Source organism: Vibrio sp. CDRSL-10 TSBA (assembly GCA_039696685.1).
Lineage (GTDB): Bacteria > Pseudomonadota > Gammaproteobacteria > Enterobacterales > Vibrionaceae > Vibrio.
The window spans coordinates 204627-226228 of the sequence record CP155566.1 but is presented as its reverse complement, the minus strand read 5'-3'; the positions used below and the strand labels follow the sequence as shown (position 1 = coordinate 226228).

Annotated in this window: 9 protein-coding genes and 7 pseudogenes; 9 read left to right on the top strand and 7 right to left on the bottom strand. The window is 53.9% G+C overall.

Annotation, left to right across the window (positions count from 1 at the left end; genetic code table 11):
- Positions 1 to 13 precede the first annotated feature (13 nt).
- The 5 genes and pseudogenes from ABDK09_08380 to trxA all read right to left on the bottom strand — a co-directional run bounded on the left by ABDK09_08380 (position 14) and on the right by trxA (position 5149).
- Positions 14 to 283: a 2Fe-2S iron-sulfur cluster-binding protein gene (locus tag ABDK09_08380; protein XAW89689.1), complete on the bottom strand. Its 270-nt coding sequence runs from the start codon at positions 281 to 283 to the stop codon at positions 14 to 16.
- Positions 280 to 2134, bottom strand: a pseudogene (gene ubiD / locus ABDK09_08375) (4-hydroxy-3-polyprenylbenzoate decarboxylase). Before ubiD ends, ABDK09_08380 begins: the two are co-directional and overlap by 4 nt.
- A gap of 131 nt (positions 2135 to 2265) precedes the next feature.
- Positions 2266 to 3264 carry a hypothetical protein gene (locus ABDK09_08370; protein ID XAW89688.1) on the bottom strand — a complete coding sequence of 333 codons (999 nt, stop codon included), beginning with the start codon at positions 3262 to 3264 and terminating at the stop codon, positions 2266 to 2268.
- A 101-nt stretch (positions 3265 to 3365) separates the two neighbouring features.
- Positions 3366 to 4626 (bottom strand): annotated as a pseudogene (gene rho, locus ABDK09_08365) (transcription termination factor Rho).
- A gap of 196 nt (positions 4627 to 4822) precedes the next feature.
- On the bottom strand, positions 4823 to 5149 hold the full coding sequence (trxA, locus tag ABDK09_08360) for a thioredoxin TrxA (protein ID XAW89687.1): 327 nt from the start codon (positions 5147 to 5149) through the stop codon (positions 4823 to 4825).
- 111 nt (positions 5150 to 5260) lie between these two features.
- Here trxA and rhlB point away from each other — a divergent pair.
- Positions 5261 to 6578 (top strand): annotated as a pseudogene (gene rhlB, locus ABDK09_08355) (ATP-dependent RNA helicase RhlB).
- Between the two features lie 7 nt (positions 6579 to 6585).
- Positions 6586 to 8079 (top strand): guanosine-5'-triphosphate,3'-diphosphate diphosphatase, encoded by a 1494-nt coding sequence (gppA, locus tag ABDK09_08350; GenBank protein XAW89686.1) that lies wholly within the window; start codon positions 6586 to 6588, stop codon positions 8077 to 8079.
- 91 nt (positions 8080 to 8170) lie between these two features.
- Here gppA and ABDK09_08345 read toward each other — a convergent pair whose 3' ends face one another.
- Together ABDK09_08345 and ABDK09_08340 are read right to left on the bottom strand one after the other, a co-directional pair.
- Complete coding sequence (locus ABDK09_08345; protein ID XAW89685.1) at positions 8171 to 11605, bottom strand: PAS domain-containing hybrid sensor histidine kinase/response regulator; 3435 nt, start codon at positions 11603 to 11605, stop codon at positions 8171 to 8173.
- A 150-nt stretch (positions 11606 to 11755) separates the two neighbouring features.
- Positions 11756 to 12923 (bottom strand): annotated as a pseudogene (locus tag ABDK09_08340) (3-phenylpropionate MFS transporter).
- A 287-nt stretch (positions 12924 to 13210) separates the two neighbouring features.
- Between ABDK09_08340 and ABDK09_08335 the strand changes: the two are divergent.
- The 7 genes and pseudogenes from ABDK09_08335 to prmA all read left to right on the top strand — a co-directional run bounded on the left by ABDK09_08335 (position 13211) and on the right by prmA (position 21528).
- Positions 13211 to 15034: a DUF294 nucleotidyltransferase-like domain-containing protein gene (locus tag ABDK09_08335; GenBank protein XAW89684.1), complete on the top strand. Its 1824-nt coding sequence runs from the start codon at positions 13211 to 13213 to the stop codon at positions 15032 to 15034.
- Between the two features lie 13 nt (positions 15035 to 15047).
- Positions 15048 to 15674 carry a 3'-5' exonuclease gene (locus tag ABDK09_08330; protein ID XAW89683.1) on the top strand — a complete coding sequence of 209 codons (627 nt, stop codon included), beginning with the start codon at positions 15048 to 15050 and terminating at the stop codon, positions 15672 to 15674.
- 213 nt (positions 15675 to 15887) lie between these two features.
- Positions 15888 to 17839: pseudogene (gene acs, locus ABDK09_08325) on the top strand (acetate--CoA ligase).
- 307 nt (positions 17840 to 18146) lie between these two features.
- Entirely contained in the window at positions 18147 to 18596 is a 450-nt protein-coding gene (gene aroQ / locus ABDK09_08320) for a type II 3-dehydroquinate dehydratase (GenBank protein ID XAW89682.1), read from the top strand.
- A gap of 61 nt (positions 18597 to 18657) precedes the next feature.
- Positions 18658 to 19116 carry an acetyl-CoA carboxylase biotin carboxyl carrier protein gene (accB, locus tag ABDK09_08315; protein ID XAW89681.1) on the top strand — a complete coding sequence of 153 codons (459 nt, stop codon included), beginning with the start codon at positions 18658 to 18660 and terminating at the stop codon, positions 19114 to 19116.
- A 13-nt stretch (positions 19117 to 19129) separates the two neighbouring features.
- Positions 19130 to 20474 (top strand): annotated as a pseudogene (accC, locus tag ABDK09_08310) (acetyl-CoA carboxylase biotin carboxylase subunit).
- 165 nt (positions 20475 to 20639) lie between these two features.
- Positions 20640 to 21528: pseudogene (gene prmA, locus ABDK09_08305) on the top strand (50S ribosomal protein L11 methyltransferase).
- Positions 21529 to 21602: the final 74 nt, after the last annotated feature.

The following is a 21602-nucleotide window of genomic DNA, read 5'->3' as shown; positions in this document are numbered from 1 at the left end:
GCTTCCTTCTTACCTACTCCTCGAAAGTAAGTACTAAATGACTTTCAGCGAAGGCCTGACAGGGAAATACCCATCCTTCGGCTTGCTCCCTTTCGGTCAGCATCGGCTCCAGATGGTAACTTACCTCACCTTCTACTTTACGGCACAGGCAGGCTGCACAGGCGCCTACCTGGCAACGGTGCGGAAACGAAATATGCTGGTTGAGTGCAGCGTCCAACACCGTCTGGCCTTTTTCTACCTCAAACTGAATATTACTCGGAAGCAAACGTACAGTGTAGGTCATAGGATATCTAATTTGTCCCAGATTTGGTCGATTTTTGCTACTAGTTTAGGATCCTTTTTAATTGGCGTCCCCCACTCGCGTTCAACCTCACCGGGATATTTGTTGGTGGCATCCAGGCACAGTTTCGAACTCTGCTGGTCCCAGGCCGGAATCCGTAACGTATCACGCGCCGGATCCATCCGGGTAGTAATGGCCCAGATAATGTCATGCCAGTCATGGATATTGACGTCTTCATCACACAGTACAACAAACTTGGCATCAACATAATCAGCAACAAAGGCTTGCAGCGCATCTAATACCGCTCTGGACTGCCCCGCCATCTCTTTATACATAGAGACCAGCACGAAACGATTATCCGCTGAGGCGGGAAGATGAATATCGATGACTTGTGGATGCTGCTGTTTAAATACCTGTAATGCATCCGCCGGAATGTCACTTTTATCTGCCGCGGTCACGGATGGAGACATCGCCAGTTCAGCATCCCATTTAATCGTTGCATCCATCCCCATTTTCGAACCCAGTCCGACCACAGGTGAGGCGAAATCGAGTGAATCGATTGGCGTATGCTCAATCATCAGGGTATCGCGCACCGGATCCATATGGGTAGTCATGGCAGCAATCACTTCCCCCCAATCACGGGCATTGACCGACTCATCACACACAATCACATATTTGGTATACATAAACTGACGCAGGAAAGACCACACTCCCATCATTACCCGTTTGGCATGACCCGGATACTGCTTCTTCATGGTCACGACCGCCATACGGTAGGAACATCCTTCCGGCGGCAGATAGAAGTCCTCTATTTCCGGGAAACTGCTTTTGCAGAATCGGCACAAATACTTCATTGAGTGCCACACCCAGCACTGCAGGCTCATCCGGCGGACGTCCGGTGTAGGTACTGTGGTAAATCGGCTTTTCGCGCATAGTGACATGGGTGACGGTAAACACGCGGTGACGCTCGACCTCATTATAGTAACCGGTATGATCGCCATACGGACCTTCATCGGCAAACTCGTTCGGATCGATGTAACCTTCCAGCACGATTTCAGCACTGGCCGGAACTTCCAGGTCGTTACTGACCGATTTGACGACTTCCGTTTTACTGCCACGCAGTAAACCGGCAAAGGCATATTCAGACAGGGTATCCGGCACAGGTGTAACCGCGCCCAGAATCGTGGCCGGGTCGGCACCAAAAGCTACCGAAACCGGGAAAGGTTCACCAGGGTTGGTTTCCATCCAGTCACGCAGATCAAGCGCACCTCCACGGTGGGCCAGCCAGCGCATGATGATTTTGTTCTTAGCAATTTTTTGCTGACGATAGATACCTAGGTTCTGACGCTTTTTGTGCGGGCCACGGGTGACCGTAAGCCCCCAGGTCAGCAAAGGCGCAACATCATCAGCCCAGCAACTCATGACCGGAATCTTATCCAGATCAACCTCATCCCCCTGCCAGACAATCTGCTGACAAGCCGCCTGACGCAGACGCTTGGCCGGCATATTGAGTACCTGCTTAAATACCGGCAGCTTATCCAGAGCATCTTTAAAACCACGCGGTGGTTCCGGCTCTTTAAGATAGGCGAGTAATTTACCCACTTCACGCAGCTCTTTCGCCTGGCTGCGTCCCATTCCAATCGCCACCCTTTCCGGTGTGCCGAACAGGTTGGTCAGAACCGGAATATCGCTGCCAATCGGGTTTTCAAACAACAGCGCCGGGCCGCCAGCACGCAGCGTGCGGTCACTGATCTCTGTCATTTCATAGTGGGGATCAATCGGGTGAGTAATACGTTTTAGCTGACCATGCTGCTCGAGATGATCGAGAAATTCGCGTAAATCCTTAAAACTCATAGGTCTTCTGATGGCTGGTTAATCTGCAGGCAGTATAACAAAAAGAGGGAGTTGCGCTCCCTCTTTTCCTGTTACGGATAATGATAAACATCGTCATGATGTACGCCGTAGCCCCAAGTTAGCCACGTTCGTTACTGGGAAAGGACCTGTAAGATAGCGTGCCGCTTGACCTCACGGTTATTGGCCAGCAGATCTTTAAGCCACGATTGATAACCCTGCTCGGCCAGAGCCTGCGCAACTATCGGTGCATCATCGGATCGGCCGAGACGCGACACCAGAAACGCTTTCACGTCATCACTCATCGGATTCAGGCGCGCGAGCTCCTGCAGCGCGATGGATTTGAGGCGTGGATTACCTTCCGCCGCCATGAGTTGTCCGATGGCAAACTCATCGCCCTGACGGGCAAGACGGGCGAGACGTTCCAGTTCCTGCTCAATGTAGAAATCTGAACGCATCAACCATAACAGTTTATAAACCTGGGGATCTTCGCTGACCTGTGCCAGACGTACCATAAGAGAGGAAGAGGGTAACCAGCTGGTGACAGCCGCCTGGGTCAGCTGATCCGTCAGAGCTTTGACCGCGGGCGGAGATAAGTTGCCCAGTTCGCGCATCAGCAGCGCTTCTCTGGCCTGGATCAGATGCTCGTGCCCGGACAGCCACTGCTGTAAATTGAGTTCATAGCGCTCGGCCTTAAACACCAAATCCAGCACACGCTGATCCTGATTCCACTGCTTGATTAACCGATTGGCAATACTCGGGTAATCAAAAGCCGGAACCGAAAATTCGTAGCCTTCTCCTTTCTCCATGGTCTGATAGACCGGAGCTGCCTGACGCTGCGACTCGACAAAATTGACCATATAAGGGGTCAATGCCAGTTGGCTCTGGTCGAGATGCTGCAAGAGCAGATAGCGCACCGCTTCCTGTTGCGGTAGAGCCAGCCGTTGCAAAGCAAAATTCAGCGCATCGACATCATCCTTCACTGCCATTTCGACCAGTTCCGCCACTTTCTGTTGTAACTGGCTGTCCTGGAGGAGCTGCTCGCGCTGCTGCGGGGAGATTTCCACCGCCCGGGCGGGCATCATGATCAGTGAAAGAGTGAGGAGAAGTGTGCACAACATTCCTTGTTGCATATCAACCTCCTGTTAACATTCGAGCCATTGTCAATGCTTACAGGCCAGAATGCAAACAAAAACACCACCCATTGGGTGGTGTTTTTTTAACCTGTTGATTCTTATTGACGACGCATGGCGTCAAAGAATTCATCGTTGGTCTTGGTCATCGCCAGTTTGTCGATGAGGAATTCCATCGCGTCGGTTTCACCCATCGGGTGCACAATCTTACGCAGGATCCACATCTTCTGCAGCTCATCCGTTTTGGTCAGCAGCTCTTCACGACGGGTACCTGAACGGTTGAAGTCGATAGCAGGGAAAACACGTTTTTCTGCAATCTTACGGTTCAGGTGCAGTTCCATGTTACCTGTACCTTTGAACTCTTCGTAGATAACTTCATCCATCTTCGAACCAGTATCCACCAGCGCAGTCGCGATGATAGTCAGACTGCCGCCCTCTTCAACATTACGGGCCGCACCGAAGAAACGCTTCGGACGGTGCAGTGCGTTAGCATCCACACCACCAGTCAGCACTTTGCCTGATGAAGGTACAACGGTGTTGTAGGCACGCGCCAGACGAGTGATAGAGTCAAGCAGGATAACCACGTCTTTCTTGTGTTCAACCAGGCGCTTGGCTTTTTCAATCACCATTTCTGCTACTTGTACGTGGCGAGAAGCTGGTTCATCAAAGGTCGAAGCAATTACTTCACCTTTAACCAGACGCTGCATCTCGGTAACTTCTTCCGGACGTTCATCAATCAGCAGTACCATCAGCACACATTCAGGGTGATTGCTGGCAATGCTCTGCGCGATGTTTTGCAGCAGCATGGTTTTACCCGCTTTTGGCGGAGCAACAATCAGACCACGCTGACCTTTACCAATCGGCGCTGCCAGATCAAGTACGCGCGCGGTGATGTCTTCAGTCGAACCGTTACCACGCTCCATCACCATACGTTTCGTTGGCGTGCAGCGGCGTTAAGTTTTCGAACAGGATCTTGTTACGGGCATTATCCGGTTTGTCGTCGTTAACTGTGTTCACTTTCAACAGTGCAAAGTAACGCTCGCCTTCTTTGGGCGGACGGATTTTGCCAGCTATTGAGTCACCGGTACGCAGGTTGAAGCGACGGATCTGGCTTGGTGACACATAAATGTCGTCAGGACCGGCCAGATATGAGCTGTCTGCACTACGTAAGAAACCAAAACCGTCTTGAAGAATTTCCAAGACCCCGTCACCAAAAATATCTTCACCACTTTTCGCATGCGCTTTTAGGATGGCGAAAATGATGTCTTGTTTTCTCAGGCGCGCCAGGTTTTCAAGGCCCAGACTCTCACCAAGTTTCACAAGATCAGACACAGGTCTGTTCTTCAATTCTGTTAGATTCATTGTGGTGGATACTTGTTTAGTCAAAATAGGATCTGTTTTTAAGTTAAGATGGATTTGGTCTCAGGATTGACCAAGAAGTGAACATTTGTTTAATTAACGTGCGATAAACTAGCACTAAATATTAGCCTAGTCTAGAAAATGTTTTTTACCAAAAACAAAACCGCACATATTGCTATGTACGGTTTGGGGCGTGTTTTTACAGGTTGGCGTCTAAGAATTCTTTCAGCTGAGTCTTAGAAAGCGCACCAACTTTAGTTGCTGCAACGCTGCCGTCTTTGAAAAGCAGAAGCGTTGGAATGCCACGAATACCGAACTTAGGTGGTGTACCAGCGTTGTGGTCAATGTTCAGTTTGCCGATAGTGAGTTTGCCTTCGTACTCTTCAGCGATTTCATCAAGAATAGGCGCAATCATCTTACAAGGACCACACCATTCTGCCCAAAAATCAACAAGAACAGGGCCTGCAGCTTTGATCACATCTGCTTCAAAACTATCGTCAGAAAGCTGCACAATTTTATCACTCATCTTCCACTCCAGTGTGTTTTTCTGAACTGGTTGCATACTAACCAGTAAATAGATGCTCTATTGGAATGTATTTACTTCCGTATTGCAAGCCTAAGCTGATATTCTATGGCTATGAAAAAGACGCATATCACAGAGCACAAGTTCGCCGACTTCGGTTTACATCCGCAAGTCATTGAAGGATTGGAAAAAAAAGGGTTTGAATACTGCACCCCGATCCAAGCTTCGGCGTTGCCGGTACTGCTCGCCGGCCAAGACATCGCAGGCCAGGCCCAAACGGGCACTGGTAAAACGCTCGCGTTTCTTACTGCTACATTCCACCATTTACTGAAAACACCACCTGTTGAAGGTCGTCAGCCAACGCAACCGCGTGCCATTATCATGGCGCCAACGCGTGAACTGGCTATTCAGATTTACAACGACGCTGAGTCATTGGTCGAAAGTACCGGGATTAAGGCCGGTCTGGCCTACGGCGGCGAAAGCTACGATAAGCAGCTGGGTAAACTGCAGGAAGGTGTAGACATTCTGATCGGCACCACCGGCCGTATTATCGATTTCTACAAACAGCGCGTGTTTAACCTGAACGCGATTCAGGCTGTCGTGCTGGATGAAGCTGACCGTATGTTCGATCTCGGCTTTATTAAAGACATCCGTTTCTTGTTCCGTCGTATGCCGGAAGCCAAAGATCGTCTCAACATGCTGTTCTCAGCAACTCTCTCTTACCGTGTGCAGGAGCTGGCCTTCGAACACATGCACAATCCGGAACACGTGGTCGTGGAACCAACCCAGAAAACCGGACACCGCATTAAAGAAGAGCTGTTCTATCCGTCGAATGAGCACAAAATGTCGCTGCTGCAGACACTTATCGAAGAAGAGTGGCCGGATCGCGCCATCATTTTCGCCAATACCAAGCACCGCTGTGAACAGATCTGGGGCCACCTGGCTGCTGACGGACACCGTGTTGGTCTGCTGACCGGCGACGTACCGCAGAAAAAACGTGAGCGTATTCTGGCTCAGTTCACCAAAGGTGAAGTGGATGTACTGGTTGCTACCGACGTGGCTGCCCGTGGTCTGCATATTCCGCAGGTAACCCACGTATTCAACTACGATCTGCCGGATGACTGTGAAGACTACGTACACCGTATCGGCCGTACCGGTCGCGCTGGCGAAAGCGGTAACTCACTCAGCTTTGCTTGTGAAGAGTACGCAATTAACCTGCCGGGCATTGAAGAGTACATTGAACACACTATCCCGGTTTCCGAATACGATCCTGCAGCTCTGCTGACTGATCTGCCAAAACCGCTGACCATGCGTTTCTACTCAGCAGCGCCGTACCAACACCGGCGGCTCTCGCTCAGGCAACAATAACAACCGTGGTAAATCGCAGCGTCGTTCGCGTCCGCCACGCAACCGCCAGAAAAAGGATTCGTAAGTCGTCTATGAGTCAAGCCGTCTCTTCACCGCTGTATGCGGCTATCGACCTCGGGTCGAACAGCTTTCACATGCTGATTGTGCGCCACATTGATGGCAGCGTTCAGACCATGGCCAAAATCAAGCGCAAAGTTCGCCTGGCTGCCGGCCTGGACGAACACAATGCGCTGAGCCAAGAAGCGATGCAACGTGGCTGGGATTGCCTGAGCCTGTTTGCCGAACGTCTGCAGGATATTCCTGATGAGAATATCCGTATTGTCGGTACCGCGACTCTGCGTACCGCGACCAATGTGGATGAGTTTCTCGCCAGAGCCAATACCATTCTCGGCCACCCGATTGAAGTCATTTCGGGTGAGGAAGAAGCGGCGACTATCTATAAAGGTGTCGCTCATACCTCCGGAGGCATGGGACGTCGGCTGGTCGTCGACATCGGCGGCGCCAGCACAGAGCTGATTATCGGTGAAGGGTTTGAGGCAAAGGCACTGACCAGTTTGAAAATGGGCTGCGTCACCTGGCTGGAGCGACACTTTAAAGATCGCCAGCTCAACAGCACCAATTTCAATAACGCCATCCACGCGGCCAAGCAGATGCTGGAGCCAATCCTGGAGCAGTATACCGCTCTGGGCTGGGATGTGTGTGTGGGTGCCAGCGGTACCGTGCAGGCACTGCAGGAGATCATGCTGGCACAGGGGATGGATGAAGTCATTACCCTGGCCAAACTGAAGCGACTGCAAAAGCAGGCCATGCTGTCGGACCATCTCGAAGAGCTGGAAATCGAAGGCCTGACTCTGGAACGAGCCCTGGTTTTCCCAAGCGGCTTGTCGATTCTGATTGCGGTGTTTGAATCGCTGAATATTGAAGCGATGACCCTGGCCGGCGGCGCGCTGCGTGAAGGGCTGGTGTACGAGATGGTGGCCGGTCTGCGCCAGGATGATATCCGTGCCCGCACCATTGCCAGTGTGCAGAGCCGTTACCAGCTGGATGACACTTATGCCGACCAGGTCGCCACTCTGGCCAGTAAACTGCTGGCGCAGTGCGGCGGCGATGAGTGGGTCGGGGAGCCGCAGGCGGAGATGCTGCTGCGCAGTGTTGCCCAGTTACACGAAATCGGTTTGTCGATCGACTTTAAAAAAGGCGGCGAGCACAGTGCCTATCTGCTGCAGCATCTTGATTTGCCCGGCTTCACCCGTGCCCAGAAGCACTACCTGGGTGAGCTGGCGCGCCGCTACCGTGAGCAACTGACTTCGCTGCCGGAGCAACATGCGTTATCGAGCAGCAGCAGTAAACGGGTGTTACGCCTGTTCCGTCTCGCGGTCATTCTCAGCCATCGCCGTAACCCGGCGCTGGAGCCGGAGTTTGCCCTCAGTGCAGAAGGCGACAAACTGACCCTGAGTATCAGCAATGCCTGGCTGCAGGCTAACCCGCTGACGTATGCCGAACTGGAACTGGAGGCTAACCGCCAGACCGATATCGGCTGGCCATTGACCCTGCTTGCCAGCTAAAGCGGCAAAAAGATCATGGCACCCCAAAAGCTCAAACGCCCTCACAAGAGGGCGTTTTTTATTGGCGTTCAGCTGCGGGATAATGGCGAACTCAGGCGACCCGATTGAGTAAAGCCCGCAGTTTAAGCGGTTTGACCGGCTTGGCGATAAAACCAAAGCCGTTGGATTTAATTCCGTCAAGAATATCCTCACTACGGTCGGCACTGATCACTATGCCCTCAAAGCAGTCACCGAGACGCAGGCGGCACTGCTGCAACACTTCCAGCCCGGTCCGGCCCTGATCGAGCCGGTAGTCAGACAGCACCACATCCGGCACCCACTGGTTATCCAGCGCGCGCAGGCTGGTCACCAGATCGGTGGCAGTGCGCACTTCACAGCCCCAGCGTTCCAGCAGGTCACGCATCCCGACCAGAATGTCTTCTTCATTATCGACACACAGCACACGCAGCGACAGCAGCTCCGGCTGACTCTGCGGCGCGGCACTGACCGGCGCCACCTGCTCAACCGGCGCGGCTTTATCCAGCGTAATAGAAAAGACGCTGCCCCGCCCCGGCCAGGAGCGCATCGAAATTTCATGCCCCAGTACATGAGCAATGCCTTTCGAAATCGCCAGCCCCAATCCCAGCCCCTGCTCGGAGCGCACCTGCCCGCCACGGTTGAACTCTTCGAAAATCTCCTGCTGTTTATCCTCTTCGATACCAATGCCGTTATCCCATACATCGATGCGCACCTGGTCACCCAAATTACGCACCCCGAGCAGCACTTTGCCATGCGGGTTATAGCGAAACGCATTGGTGAGGAAGTTCTGCACCACGCGGCGCAGCAATTTCGGATCGGAGCGGACATATAAAGAAGATGGCACCATGGCGAAGGTCACGCCCTGCTGACGCGCCAGTGCACTGAACTCGGCATTGAGATTCGCCAGCACATCTTTAATGGCAAAACTTTGCGGATGAATTTCCAGCTTGCCGGATTCCAGGCGCGAAATATCGAGCAGGTCACCAATCAGATCTTCGGCTGCGCTGAGCGCACTTTCGATATGATGGGATAAACGCCGCGCCTCATCATCTTTAGCCACTTCCGCCAGAGAAGATGCGAACAGACGCGCCGCATTGAGCGGTTGCATCAGGTCGTGGCTGACCGCAGCCAGGAAGCGCGATTTAGAACGCGACTCATGCTCTGAACGCTGGGTAGCCGAGACCAGTTGCTGGTTGAGTTTTTCCAGCTCACGGGTGCGCTCCAGCACGCGCTCTTCCAGGGTTTCGTTGGCTTCTTTCAATGCCTGCTCGGCATCGCGGAATACCGTGATGTCGGTAAAGCTCATCACAAACCCGCCGCCCGGCATCGGGTTACCCTGCACTTCAATTACCCGCCCGTCAGGACGAACCCGCGATGAGGTATGACGGGTGCCCTGTTCGAGGTGATATACCCGGCGCCGCACATGATCTTCCGGGTCACCCGGACCACATAAACCCTGCTCGGCATTATGGCGAATCACATCAGCAATCGGTCGCCCGACCTGAATCAGGCCGAGCGGAAAATCGAACAACTCAAGATAACGCTGGTTCCAGGCCACCAGCCGCAGCTGTTTATCCACCACCGCAATGCCCTGGCCGATATGCTCAATCGCGCCCTGCAACAAGCCGCGACTAAAGTCGTACAGCTCGGAGGCTTCATCGACAATAGTGGCCACCTCTTCCAACTGCATATTGCGCCCCTGCAGCGCCGAGGTCAGCACCAGCTTGGCCGACGACGCGCCGAATACCCCCGCCAGCACCCGCTCGGTGTGACGAATCAGAGTGGACGGAGCCTGCTGGTTAGGCATCAGGGTTTCACGCTGCTGATCCCAGTACTGGTTGAACGCCGAGCGAACCCGTGAGCGGCCGACAAAGCGCGAAGCCAGCATTTCCAGCTCCGCCACTGTCACCCGGCTCTGATACAGGCTCATGTTCTCGTTTTCCGGCAGCGGTGTACCGACAAACGCCGCCGACTGAAGACGTTCGCTCAGGCTGCAGCGGGTCACCATAGAGACCAGCACATAACACAGCGCATTAACACTGACGCTGAGCAACATGCCCCAGTCAGCACTTTTCAGCCCGAGACCGGCAATCACCTCGGGCGGCGTAATCAGCCACAGCAGCACGTTACTCTGCTCATCACCGGCCAGCATATTGGTGGCGGTCATCAGGGTCACCAGCCACAGGGTAAAACCGGCCGCCAGACCGACATATACCCCTTTGCGATTGCCTTCACGCCAGTACATGCCGCCGATCAGCGCCGGCGCGAACTGGGTAATAGCGGAAAAAGAGAGAAAGCCTATCGCCGACAGGGACGGAATCGCATCCAGGGCCAGATAGAATCCCCACGCGCCCATCAGCAGCACGAAGATCAGGCTGCGCCGGATCACGACCAGCAGGCCGGAGAAATGGCGGTGATTACGCTGCGACAGGCGCATACGGCGCAGCAGCAACGGCATCACCAGATCGTTGGAGACCATAATGGCGAGCGCAATGGTCGAGACGATGACCATACCGGAAGCCGCTGAGGTGCCGCCGAGAAACGCCAGCAGAGCAATATCTTCCGCCCCGACCGACATCGGTAAACTGATAACAAAGGTATCGGCCGAGGTACCGCTCAGCATGCTCTGGCCAATCCAGGCAATCGGCAGGACAAAAATACCCATCAGGATGAGATAAAGCGGAAACAGCCAGCGCGCGGTATGCAGATCCTGGGCGCGCTCATTCTCCACCACCATGGTATGAAACTGACGCGGCAGACAGATGATGGCCATCATGGTCAGCAGCGTGTGCACCAGCAGCGTCGGCCAGTTCGGCGACTGATAAGTACTGCGCGCGGTTTCGAGCAGGTTTATACTGTCACTGCGCAGCGCGAGAAACACGATGAACAGCCCGACCACCAGGAAAGCGACCAGCTTGACGATGGATTCAAACGCTATCGCCATCATCATGCCGCGGTGATGTTCCGTGTTATCGATATGACGGGTACCGAACAACATGGTAAACAACGCCAGTGCCAGGACCACAAACCAGGAGACATTGATATCCTGGTAACCAAATTCGGTGCGCAGATCCGGCGCGACAATGTTGAGCCCCATGGTGATGCCGCGCAGCTGCAACGCGATGTAGGGCAGAATCCCGGCCACGGCAATCAGGGTTACCAGCACCGCCAGGCCCTGGGATTTACCATAACGGGCACCGATAAAATCGGCAATCGAGGTAATGTGCTCACGTTTGGCGATCAGGATCAGGCGGGCCAGAATGCGCCAGCCAAAGGCAAACACCAGGATCGGCGCAATGTAAATCGGCAAAAACGACCAGGGGTTGGCACTGGCCTGACCGACCGTACCGTAAAAGGTCCAGGACGAACAATAGACCGCTATCGACAGGCTGTAGATCCACGGCCGCCATTTGGCCAGCCAGTTTGTCTGCCGATCGCCGTACCAGGCAATCAGAAACAAAACCCCGAGGTACATAAGCGATACCGGTATCACCAACCATCCCTGCATTTGTTATCCTTGTTTTCGCAATCCAACCACAAAAAAGCCCTGCGCTCCGGCAAGGCTTTTATTAAACAAAGGATAACGGGTCAGCTCAATCACGCGGCATGAAATCTGTGCATCAGGCTCCGCTTTCTGCCGTTAACCGTGGCGATTGCTTCACGCCACACGAGTTTTGAGTGACGACTGCGGCGCCTCGACTTTAATCAGCAGTGCCAGCAGCCCCATCACCGCCATCATCCAGAACATGGTGCCGGCACCGGCCGAGTCATACACCCAGCCGCTGACCATGGTCATCAGCGCGGTAAACGCACCGAGCGCCACCGCGTTATAAAGCGCCTGCAAGGAGACAATCTTGGTGGTCGGCGCGCGCTGGATATACTGCACCGCTGCCAGATGTGCGGTGGCAAAAGTTACTCCATGCAGCAGTTGTACCAGCACCAGCAGCGAAAGCGACGTGGTTGACGCCACGATTCCCCAGCGCAGCATTACTCCCACCGCTGCAACGGCAAATAGCAGACGCAGGCTCCAGCCGGCAAACAGACGCTTACTGAATGCGAACACCACCAACTCAGCCACCACCGCCAGGCCCCATAAGTAACTGGTGATATCTTCCGAGTACCCTGCCTGCTTCCAATACACCGCACTAAAGGCGTAATAAGCCGCATGACTGCCCTGAATCAGCGCGGTCAGGGCCAAAAATTTCACCACCGGCCATTCGCGCAGCACCTGCAGCAGCTTAGGGCGTGCGCCGTGATCGTCCGCTTCTGTGACCGGCTTGTGGCGCGGATGACGCAGACTGAGCAGCAGACACACCAGGGCGCCAAACATCGCGGTATAGACGATCATCACCGCGCCGTAGCGCGCGACTAACTGGCCGACGGCGACCGTACCGGCCACAAAGGCGGCCGAGCCCCACAAGCGGGCACTGCCGTAATCGAGCAGATTAAGTTTGGCATAGTGGTTGGCAGTAGCATCGGAGAGCGGAATGATCGGCCCGAGACACAAGTTGGCCAGTACCGTTGCCAGCGCCAGCATCCAGAAATTACCGCCGGTAAACAGGTGGAAGAGAATAAACAGCAGCAGGGCAAAACTGAGCCAGCGCAGCGCCGGCAACAGGTGTTCGACCCGGTGCACAACCCGGGTAATCAGCAGGTTAGCAACACAGCGCGTCACCAGACCAATCCCGACCAGTAAACCAATGTCGGTGGCTGAGACGCCCTGCTCTTTAAACCACACTGACCAGAAACGGCAGGTAGACCCCGTACGCAAAAAAGAAGCCGCTGAAGTACTGAGCTACCCAGCCAAAAGGAGAAGGGTTAAACATGATGTGTCCTAACAACAAAAATCAACCGCGCGCATCGCCGAACAGCAAATGTGACGAGCCCGAACCACTGCTCAGGCAATCCAGCCAGGCAGCCCGGTTATTATGCAGCGCCAACCGGAGCGGAAAAAGTGCTGTTTACTCAACGCACTGTTTCCTCTTTTCCCCTGCATCGGGCTTGTTTTGCTGTGATCCGCCTGCAACGAAGCAAAGCCATTAGACCAAAGTCGTCTGGAGAGGCGAAAGAAATTTGTCACACTTAAGCTGAGAAAACTCCCAGGGTAGCCGCCATGCCGGATAAATTTAACATGCACTCGCCACCGTTCGATCGTCTGAGCGAAAGTCAGCAGAAACATCTGCGCGCTTCGCTCGACGTGGCCTACTATCGTGAACGCGAGATCATACTGCACAGCGGCCAGGAGTGTTCCCATCTGTTTGTGCTGATCAAAGGCACAGTCGAAGAGCGCTCGGCAGACGGCAGCGAGGTTTACGCCCACTACGCCAACGACGACATGTTCGATGTGCGTTCCCTGTTTGAAGGCCAGAGCAAGCACCATTACATCGCCCTGGAAGATACCCTGAGTTACCTACTGCCGCAGCCGGTGTTTCTTGAGTTGTATAACGACAACGGCGAATTCGCGGCCTACTTTGATAACAATCTGGCCAAGCGCCAGGAGCTGATTGAGGCCGCGCAGCAGCAGCAAAATATCGCCGAGTTCATTCTGACTCAGGTCGACCGCTCCATTTTCACCCCGCCGATGCTGCTCAGTCCGGATCAGCCGCTGCAACAAGTCACCCGGCAGATGAAAGAGAGCGGCGTCGATGCGGCGCTGGTCAGACTCGCAGACGACGACCCGCGTCTGGCAGAGAGCCGTGAGCATCCGTATGCCATCGTCACCCGAACCAATATGCTGCATGCCGTCATGCTGGATGATATTGCGCTCGAGGCGCCGGTCGGTGCCATCGCGACGTTTCCGGTGCTGCATGTTGATCAGGGCGAGTTCCTGTTCAACGCCATGGTGATGATGACCCGCCACAAGGTGAAACGCCTGATGGTATGTGAAGGCAATCAGGCGGTCGGCATCCTGGATATGATTCAGATCCTGAGTGCCTTTTCGACCCATTCCCATGTCCTGACCCTGGCAATTGCGCGCGCGACCAGCATCGAAGAGCTGGCACTGGCTTCGAATAAACAACGCCAGCTGGTAGAAAGCCTCAGCAGCCGCGGCGTACGCACCCGCTTTGTGATGGAACTGATTTCGGCGGTCAACGAGCAAATCATTGAAAAAGCGTTTGAACTGGTGGTGCCGCCAGCGCTGCACGACCATGTCTGCCTGCTGGTACTCGGCTCTGAGGGGCGCGGTGAGCAGATCCTGAAAACCGATCAGGATAATGCTCTGATCATTAAAGATGGCCTGCAATGGCATCAGTGCGACAGCATCATGCAGACGCTGACCCACACCCTGCTGCAACTCGGTTATCCGCTCTGTCCCGGCAAAGTAATGGTCAACAATCCGAAGTGGGTCAAATCACAGAGCGCCTGGAAACAAACCTTAAGCAGCTGGGTCAGAGCCGCCCGTCCCGAGCAGGTGATGGACATCGCCATCATGGCCGATGCACATGCGGTGGCCGGCAATAAACAGCTGCTTGAACCGGTGCAGCAGCATCTGCGCGATCTGATGGCCGATCAGGAGCTGATCCTGACCGAATTTACCCGTCCTGCGCTGAGCTTTTCAGTGCCACTCACCCTGTTTGGCAATGTCAAAAGCGCCAAATCCGGCCTCGATATCAAACAAGGCGGCATCTTTCCGATTGTGCACGGCGTGCGGGCTCTGAGTCTGGAATACAAACTGGAGGTCAACAATACCTTCAGCCGCATTGAAGCCCTGGTCGAACGTAAAGTGCTGGAACAGGAGACCGGCGATAACCTCAGTGAGGCGCTGAAACAGTTTTTCAAACTGCGCCTCGCCCAGCAACTGAGTAACCAGCACAGCGCCAACACGCTGGATTTGAAACAGCTCGACCGCGCGGAACGCGATCTGCTGCGCCACAGCCTGCATGTGGTCAAGAAATTCAAACAGTGGCTCGGTTACCACTACCAGATTCGCGACTGACAGGCAGCGACCGATGAACTGGCTGACCCGCCGCTACTGGCATCACAAGCTGCAAGGCTCCCCTTATCAGGCACTGTTTACCAAGCCTGAGGGTCAGGTCTATGTCTCGCTCGACTGCGAAACCACCAGCCTGGATCCCAAACGCGCCGAGCTGGTCACAATAGCCGCGACCAAAATTATTGATAACCGCATTCTCACCAGCCAGCCGTTTGAAGTACGGCTGCGCGCCCCGCAGTCGCTCGATTCCGGTTCAGTACGCATCCATCGCATGCGCCATCAGGATCTGGCCGACGGCCTGAGTGAGAAAGAGGCGCTGAGCCGCCTGATTGAGTTTATCGGCAATCATCCTCTGGTCGGCTATCACATTCGCTACGACAAGACGATTCTCGATATTGCCTGCCGTAAGCATTTTGGCTTTCCGCTGCCCAATAACCTGATTGAAGTCAGCCAGATCTACCATGACAAACTGGAGCGCCACCTGCCCAATGCCTATTTTGACCTCAGCCTGGATGCCATCTGCCGCCATCTCGATCTGCCGCTGCAGGACAAACATGACGCGCTGCAGGACGCCATTGCCGCTGCGCTGGTGTTTGTGCGTCTGACCAAGGGCGATTTACCCACCTTCACCTCTCCGTCCTGACTGCAGCCGGTCGACGGCGTGCCACACAGCCTGACCCAGCTCGCAAAAAACTATTTAACTCTCTATTTTTCCAATAAAAAGCCGGCATTCATCCTAAAGTCTAATTGTGAAAACCCGGCCTGTGGCTAACAGTTATAGGCAGATTCGATTTCTTGCCCCGTGTTTGAAACACGGCGCGAAAGGAACTGGCTGTATTCACAAGGAGAATAAGCAATGAGTGAAGCCCACATTTATCCGGTCAAAGCGAACATCAAAGCGAATACCCACGCAGATAATGATACCTACCTGGCGATGTACCAGCAGTCTGTCTCTGATCCGGAAGGGTTTCTGGAGTGAACACGGCAAAATTGTGGATTGGATCAAGCCATTCACCCAAGTCAAAAATACCTCATTTGATACCGGCCATGTCGACATCCGCTGGTTTGAAGACGGCACGCTCAACGTGTCGGCCAACTGTATTGACCGCCATCTGGCTGAGCGCGGAGACGAAGTCGCTATCATCTGGGAAGGCGATGATCCGGCCGACGACAAGACACTGACTTTTAATCAGCTGCACCGCGAAGTGTGCCGTTTTTCCAACGCACTGAAAGCTCAGGGCGTACGCAAAGGCGATGTGGTGTGTCTCTACATGCCGATGGTACCGGAAGCGGCCGTGGCGATGCTGGCCTGTACCCGTATCGGTGCGGTGCATACCGTGGTCTTCGGCGGTTTTTCACCAGAAGCGCTGGCCGGTCGTATCATCGACTCCGATGCCAAACTGGTCATCACTGCCGATGAAGGCGTGCGCGGCGGACGTGCCGTACCACTGAAGAAAAACGTCGATGAAGCGCTGACCAATCCGGAAGTGAAAACCATCAGCAAAGTCATTGTATTCCAGCGTACCGGCGGCAATGTTGCCTGGCATGAACACCGCGACGTGTGGTGGCATGATGCTGTGGCCAGCGTTTCTGATGTCTGCCCGCCGGAAGAGATGAAGGCCGAAGATCCGCTGTTTATCCTCTACACCTCAGGCTCAACCGGTAAACCGAAAGGCGTACTGCACACCACCGGCGGTTACCTGGTGTATGCGACCATGACCTTTAAATACGTGTTTGATTACCAGCCGGGGGACACCTTCTGGTGTACCGCGGATGTGGGCTGGATCACCGGCCACACTTACCTGATTTACGGACCACTTGCCAACGGCGCCAAAACCATTCTGTTTGAAGGTGTGCCAAATTACCCGAGCACAGCGCGCATGAGCGAAGTGGTCGACAAACATCAGGTCAGCATTCTTTACACGGCGCCAACCGCAATCCGTGCGCTGATGGCGAAAGGTGACGAAGCGGTACAAGGCACTTCCCGCAGCAGCCTGCGCATCATGGGATCGGTTGGTGAACCGATTAACCCGGAAGCCTGGGAGTGGTACTACAAAACCATTGGTAATGAAAAATCACCGATTGTCGATACCTGGTGGCAAACTGAAACCGGCGGCATCCTGATTACGCCGCTGCCGGGCGCAACCGAACTGAAACCGGGCTCTGCAACCCGTCCGTTTCTTCGGCGTGCAACCTGCCCTGGTTGATAACAGCGGTGAAATCATCGAAGGCGCAGCCGAAGGTAACCTGGTAATCCTCGATTCATGGCCGGGCCAGATGCGCACCGTGTACGGCGATCACGAGCGCTTCGAGCAAACCTACTTCTCAACCTTTAAAGGCATGTACTTTACCGGTGACGGCGCACGCCGTGATGAAGATGATTACTTCTGGATTACCGGCCGGGTTGATGACGTCCTTAACGTGTCCGGTCACCGTATGGGTACCGCAGAGATCGAATCCGCCCTGGTGGCATTTGACAAGATTGCGGAAGCCGCAGTGGTTGGCGTTCCGCACGATATCAAGGGCCAGGCGATTTACGCTTACATCACTCTCAATGACGGCGTGTTCCCGAGCGCGGATCTGCACAAAGAAGTCAAAGACTGGGTACGTAAGGAAATCGGCCCGATTGCTACTCCGGATGTGCTGCACTGGACCGATGCACTGCCAAAAACCCGTTCCGGTAAAATCATGCGTCGTATCCTGCGCAAGATTGCCACCGGTGATACCAGTAACCTGGGTGATACCTCAACCCTGGCCGATCCCAGCGTGGTCGACAAACTGATTGCCGAAAATCAGCAGCTGAATTAAACCAGCCAAATCCGTACGTTAAACTCCGGCCAGGGAAACCTGCCCGGAGTTTTGTTTTTCAGTCCCGGCAGACAGTTACCCCGCCGCAGGCTGAGCCCTTCTTTTTTACCAATCTGTTAACCTGAGCCCAGTCGCTGACGCCTAACTAGGTGATTAGACCAGTAAATTGCTGCCATTTGCTATGAATTAGCTATAATCTTGGTCAATTTAATAAAATCCGTGTTTTTTTGACAAAAAAAATCTCGCGGATCTGCGATAATATGGGAATATTCGTAATTACAACATTATAAACGGAGATAACAACACAATGTCAGCAAAATTACGCATTCTGGTACTAAATGGTCCAAACTTGAATTTATTAGGCTTGCGCGAGCCAGCCCACTACGGTTCAAACACCCTGGAGCAAATTGTAGCTAAGCTGCAGCAACAGGCAGAAAGCGCTGATGTTGAGTTGGAACATCTCCAGTCGAATCGCGAATATGAGCTTATCGAAGCCATTCACCAGGCTTACGGTAAAGTGGATTTCATCATTATCAATCCGGCCGCATTCACCCATAGCAGCGTAGCGCTGCGTGATGCTCTGCTGGGCGTAGCGATTCCCTTTATCGAGGTGCATTTGTCAAATGTACATGCTCGTGAACCGTTCCGTCATCACTCGTACCTGTCTGATAAAGCACAGGGCGTGATTTGCGGCTTAGGTGCACAAGGTTATGAATTCGCTTTGTCTGCCGCCATTCGTGCGCTGCAAACAAAGTAACCCCAAACACTCTGCAGCCCTTTAGGGCTGTCTTACTCACAAGATAAAAGAGAAAGAAACAATGGATATTCGTAAAATCAAGAAGCTTATCGAATTGGTTGAAGAGTCTGGCATTGCTGAGCTGGAAATTTCAGAAGGTGAAGAATCGGTACGCATCAGTCGTAACGGCGTTGCACCAGTAGCACCGATTCAGTACGCAGCGGCGCCAGCGCCAGTTGCGGCTCCAGCTCCTGCAGCAGCACCAGTGGCGGCACCAGCAGAAGCTCCAGCTGCTAAAGTGCAAACTGGTCACATGGTTCTTTCTCCAATGGTTGGTACTTTCTACCGCTCTCCAAGCCCGGACGCAGCTTCATTCATCGAAGTCGGTCAGAAAGTTTCTGTTGGCGATACTCTGTGTATCGTTGAAGCGATGAAAATGATGAACCAAATCGAAGCGGACAAATCTGGTGTTGTGACTGAGATCCTGGTAGAAGACGGCCAGCCAGTAGAATTCGACCAGCCGCTTGTAGTCATCGAATAATCGAGGCGCTGTTATGCTAGATAAGTTAGTCATCGCGAAACCGAGGCGAAATCGCGCTTCGTATCCTTCGTGCATGTAAAGAATTAGGCATCAAAACTGTTGCCGTACACTCAACCGCAGACCGTGATCTGAAACACGTCCTGCTGGCTGATGAAACTGTCTGTATCGGTCCTGCGAAAGGCATCGACAGCTACCTGAACATTCCGCGTATCATCTCTGCGGCAGAAGTGACCGGTGCGATTGCTATCCACCCGGGTTACGGCTTCCTGTCTGAGAACGCTGACTTCGCTGAACAAGTTGAGCGCAGCGGCTTCATCTTCGTTGGTCCTAAAGCTGACACCATTCGCCTAATGGGCGACAAAGTGTCTGCAATCAACGCGATGAAAAAAGCAGGCGTACCATGTGTACCTGGCTCTGACGGTCCGCTGGACGGCGACGAAGCGAAGAACAAAGCGCACGCGAAACGCATCGGCTACCCGGTCATCATCAAAGCATCGGGCGGCGGCGGTGGTCGTGGTATGCGCGTCGTTCGTTCTGAGAAAGAACTGATCAACGCCATCAGCATGACCCGCGCAGAAGCACGTGCAGCATTCAACAACGACATGGTTTACATGGAGAAATTCCTGGAAAACCCACGTCACGTTGAAGTTCAGGTTCTGGCTGACGGTCAGGGCGGCGCTATCCACCTGGGTGAGCGCGACTGTTCAATGCAGCGTCGTCACCAGAAAGTGGTGGAAGAAGCTCCGGCACCAGGCATCACTGAAGAGATGCGTAAGTACATCGGTGAACGTTGTACCCGTGCGTGTATCGAAATCGGTTACCGCGGCGCAGGTACATTTGAGTTCCTGTACGAAAACGGCGAGTTCTACTTCATTGAAATGAACACCCGTATCCAGGTTGAGCACCCGGTGACTGAAATGGTGACTGGCGTTGACCTGATCAAAGAACAGCTGCGTATCGCGGCCGGTCAGCCTCTGTCATTCACTCAGGATGACATCAAGATCCGCGGCCATGCGATGGAATGTCGTATCAACGCAGAAGATCCTGAGCGCTTCCTGCCGTGTCCGGGCAAGATCACCCGTTTCCACTCACCGGGTGGTATGGGCGTACGCTGGGAATCCCACATCTACTCCGGTTACACAGTACCGGCATACTACGACTCAATGATCGGTAAACTGATCACCTTCGGTGAAAACCGTGATGTCGCGATTGCCCGTATGCGTAATGCACTGGAAGAGATGATTGTGGAAGGCATTAAGACCAACATCCCGCTGCAGCAAGAAATCATGAAAGATGAAAACTTCCAGCACGGTGGTACTAACATCCACTATCTGGAGAAGAAGCTGGGTCTGCAATAAGCCCGCTGATTTCATCTCAGATGCCCACCTCGGTGGGCATCTTTGTTTTTATGCGCTGCCAGTATTGTACAAGCCGCCGCTGTCAGTTCAGCTGCCGCTTCTATAAATGCTCGCTAAATCTGCTACACTCTGCGCCAACTGAACGAACTGAAGAGAGCAAGAGCCATGCCTTGGATTCAAATTAAACTCAATGCGACCAACGAGAAACGCAGAAGCCATCAGTGACATGCTGATGGAAGAAACCGGTGCGCTGTCGGTCACCTTCATGGATGCAAAAGATACCCCTGTATTTGAGCCTCTGCCGGGTGAAACCCGTTTGTGGGGCGATACCGACGTTCTTGCCCTTTACGATGCCGAAGCAGACACTGCCTGGGTACTGGAACAGATTCGTCACAGCCAGCTGCTGGCGCAGGATTTTGCCCATAAAGTCGAGCAGATCGAAGATAAAGACTGGGAACGCGAGTGGATGGATAACTTCCACCCAATGAAGTTCGGCGAACGTCTGTGGATTTGCCCGAGCTGGCGCGATATTCCCGATCCAAGCGCAGTCAACGTCCTGCTTGATCCGGGGCTGGCGTTCGGGACCGGTACCCACCCGACCACAGCGCTGTGTCTGCAATGGCTCGACTCCCTCGATCTGGCCGGTAAAACCGTCATCGACTTCGGCTGCGGCTCCGGCATCCTGGCGATTGCCGCAATTAAACTCGGCGCAGCACGCGTGATCGGGATCGACATCGACCCGCAGGCACTGCTGGCGAGTAAAGACAACGCCGAACGTAACGGCGTGGCTGATCAGATTGAAGTCTTCCTGCCACAAGACCAGCCACAAGGCCTGGTGGCGGACGTCGTGGTGGCCAACATTCTGGCCGGCCCGCTGCGTGAACTGTCACCGGTAATCAAGAGCCTGATTAAACCGGGCGGCCTGCTGGCGATGTCCGGTGTGCTTAACACTCAGGCCGAAGATGTGGCTGATTATTACCGTGATGAACTGCAACTGGATCCTATCGCCGAGAAGGAAGAATGGTGCCGCGTGTCCGGTCGCAAACAAGGCTAGATAAGACTTTGCGCGCTAATTGACTGAAAAATAGACCATTTACCAAAACATTTTGTAAATGCTCAAATATTAGT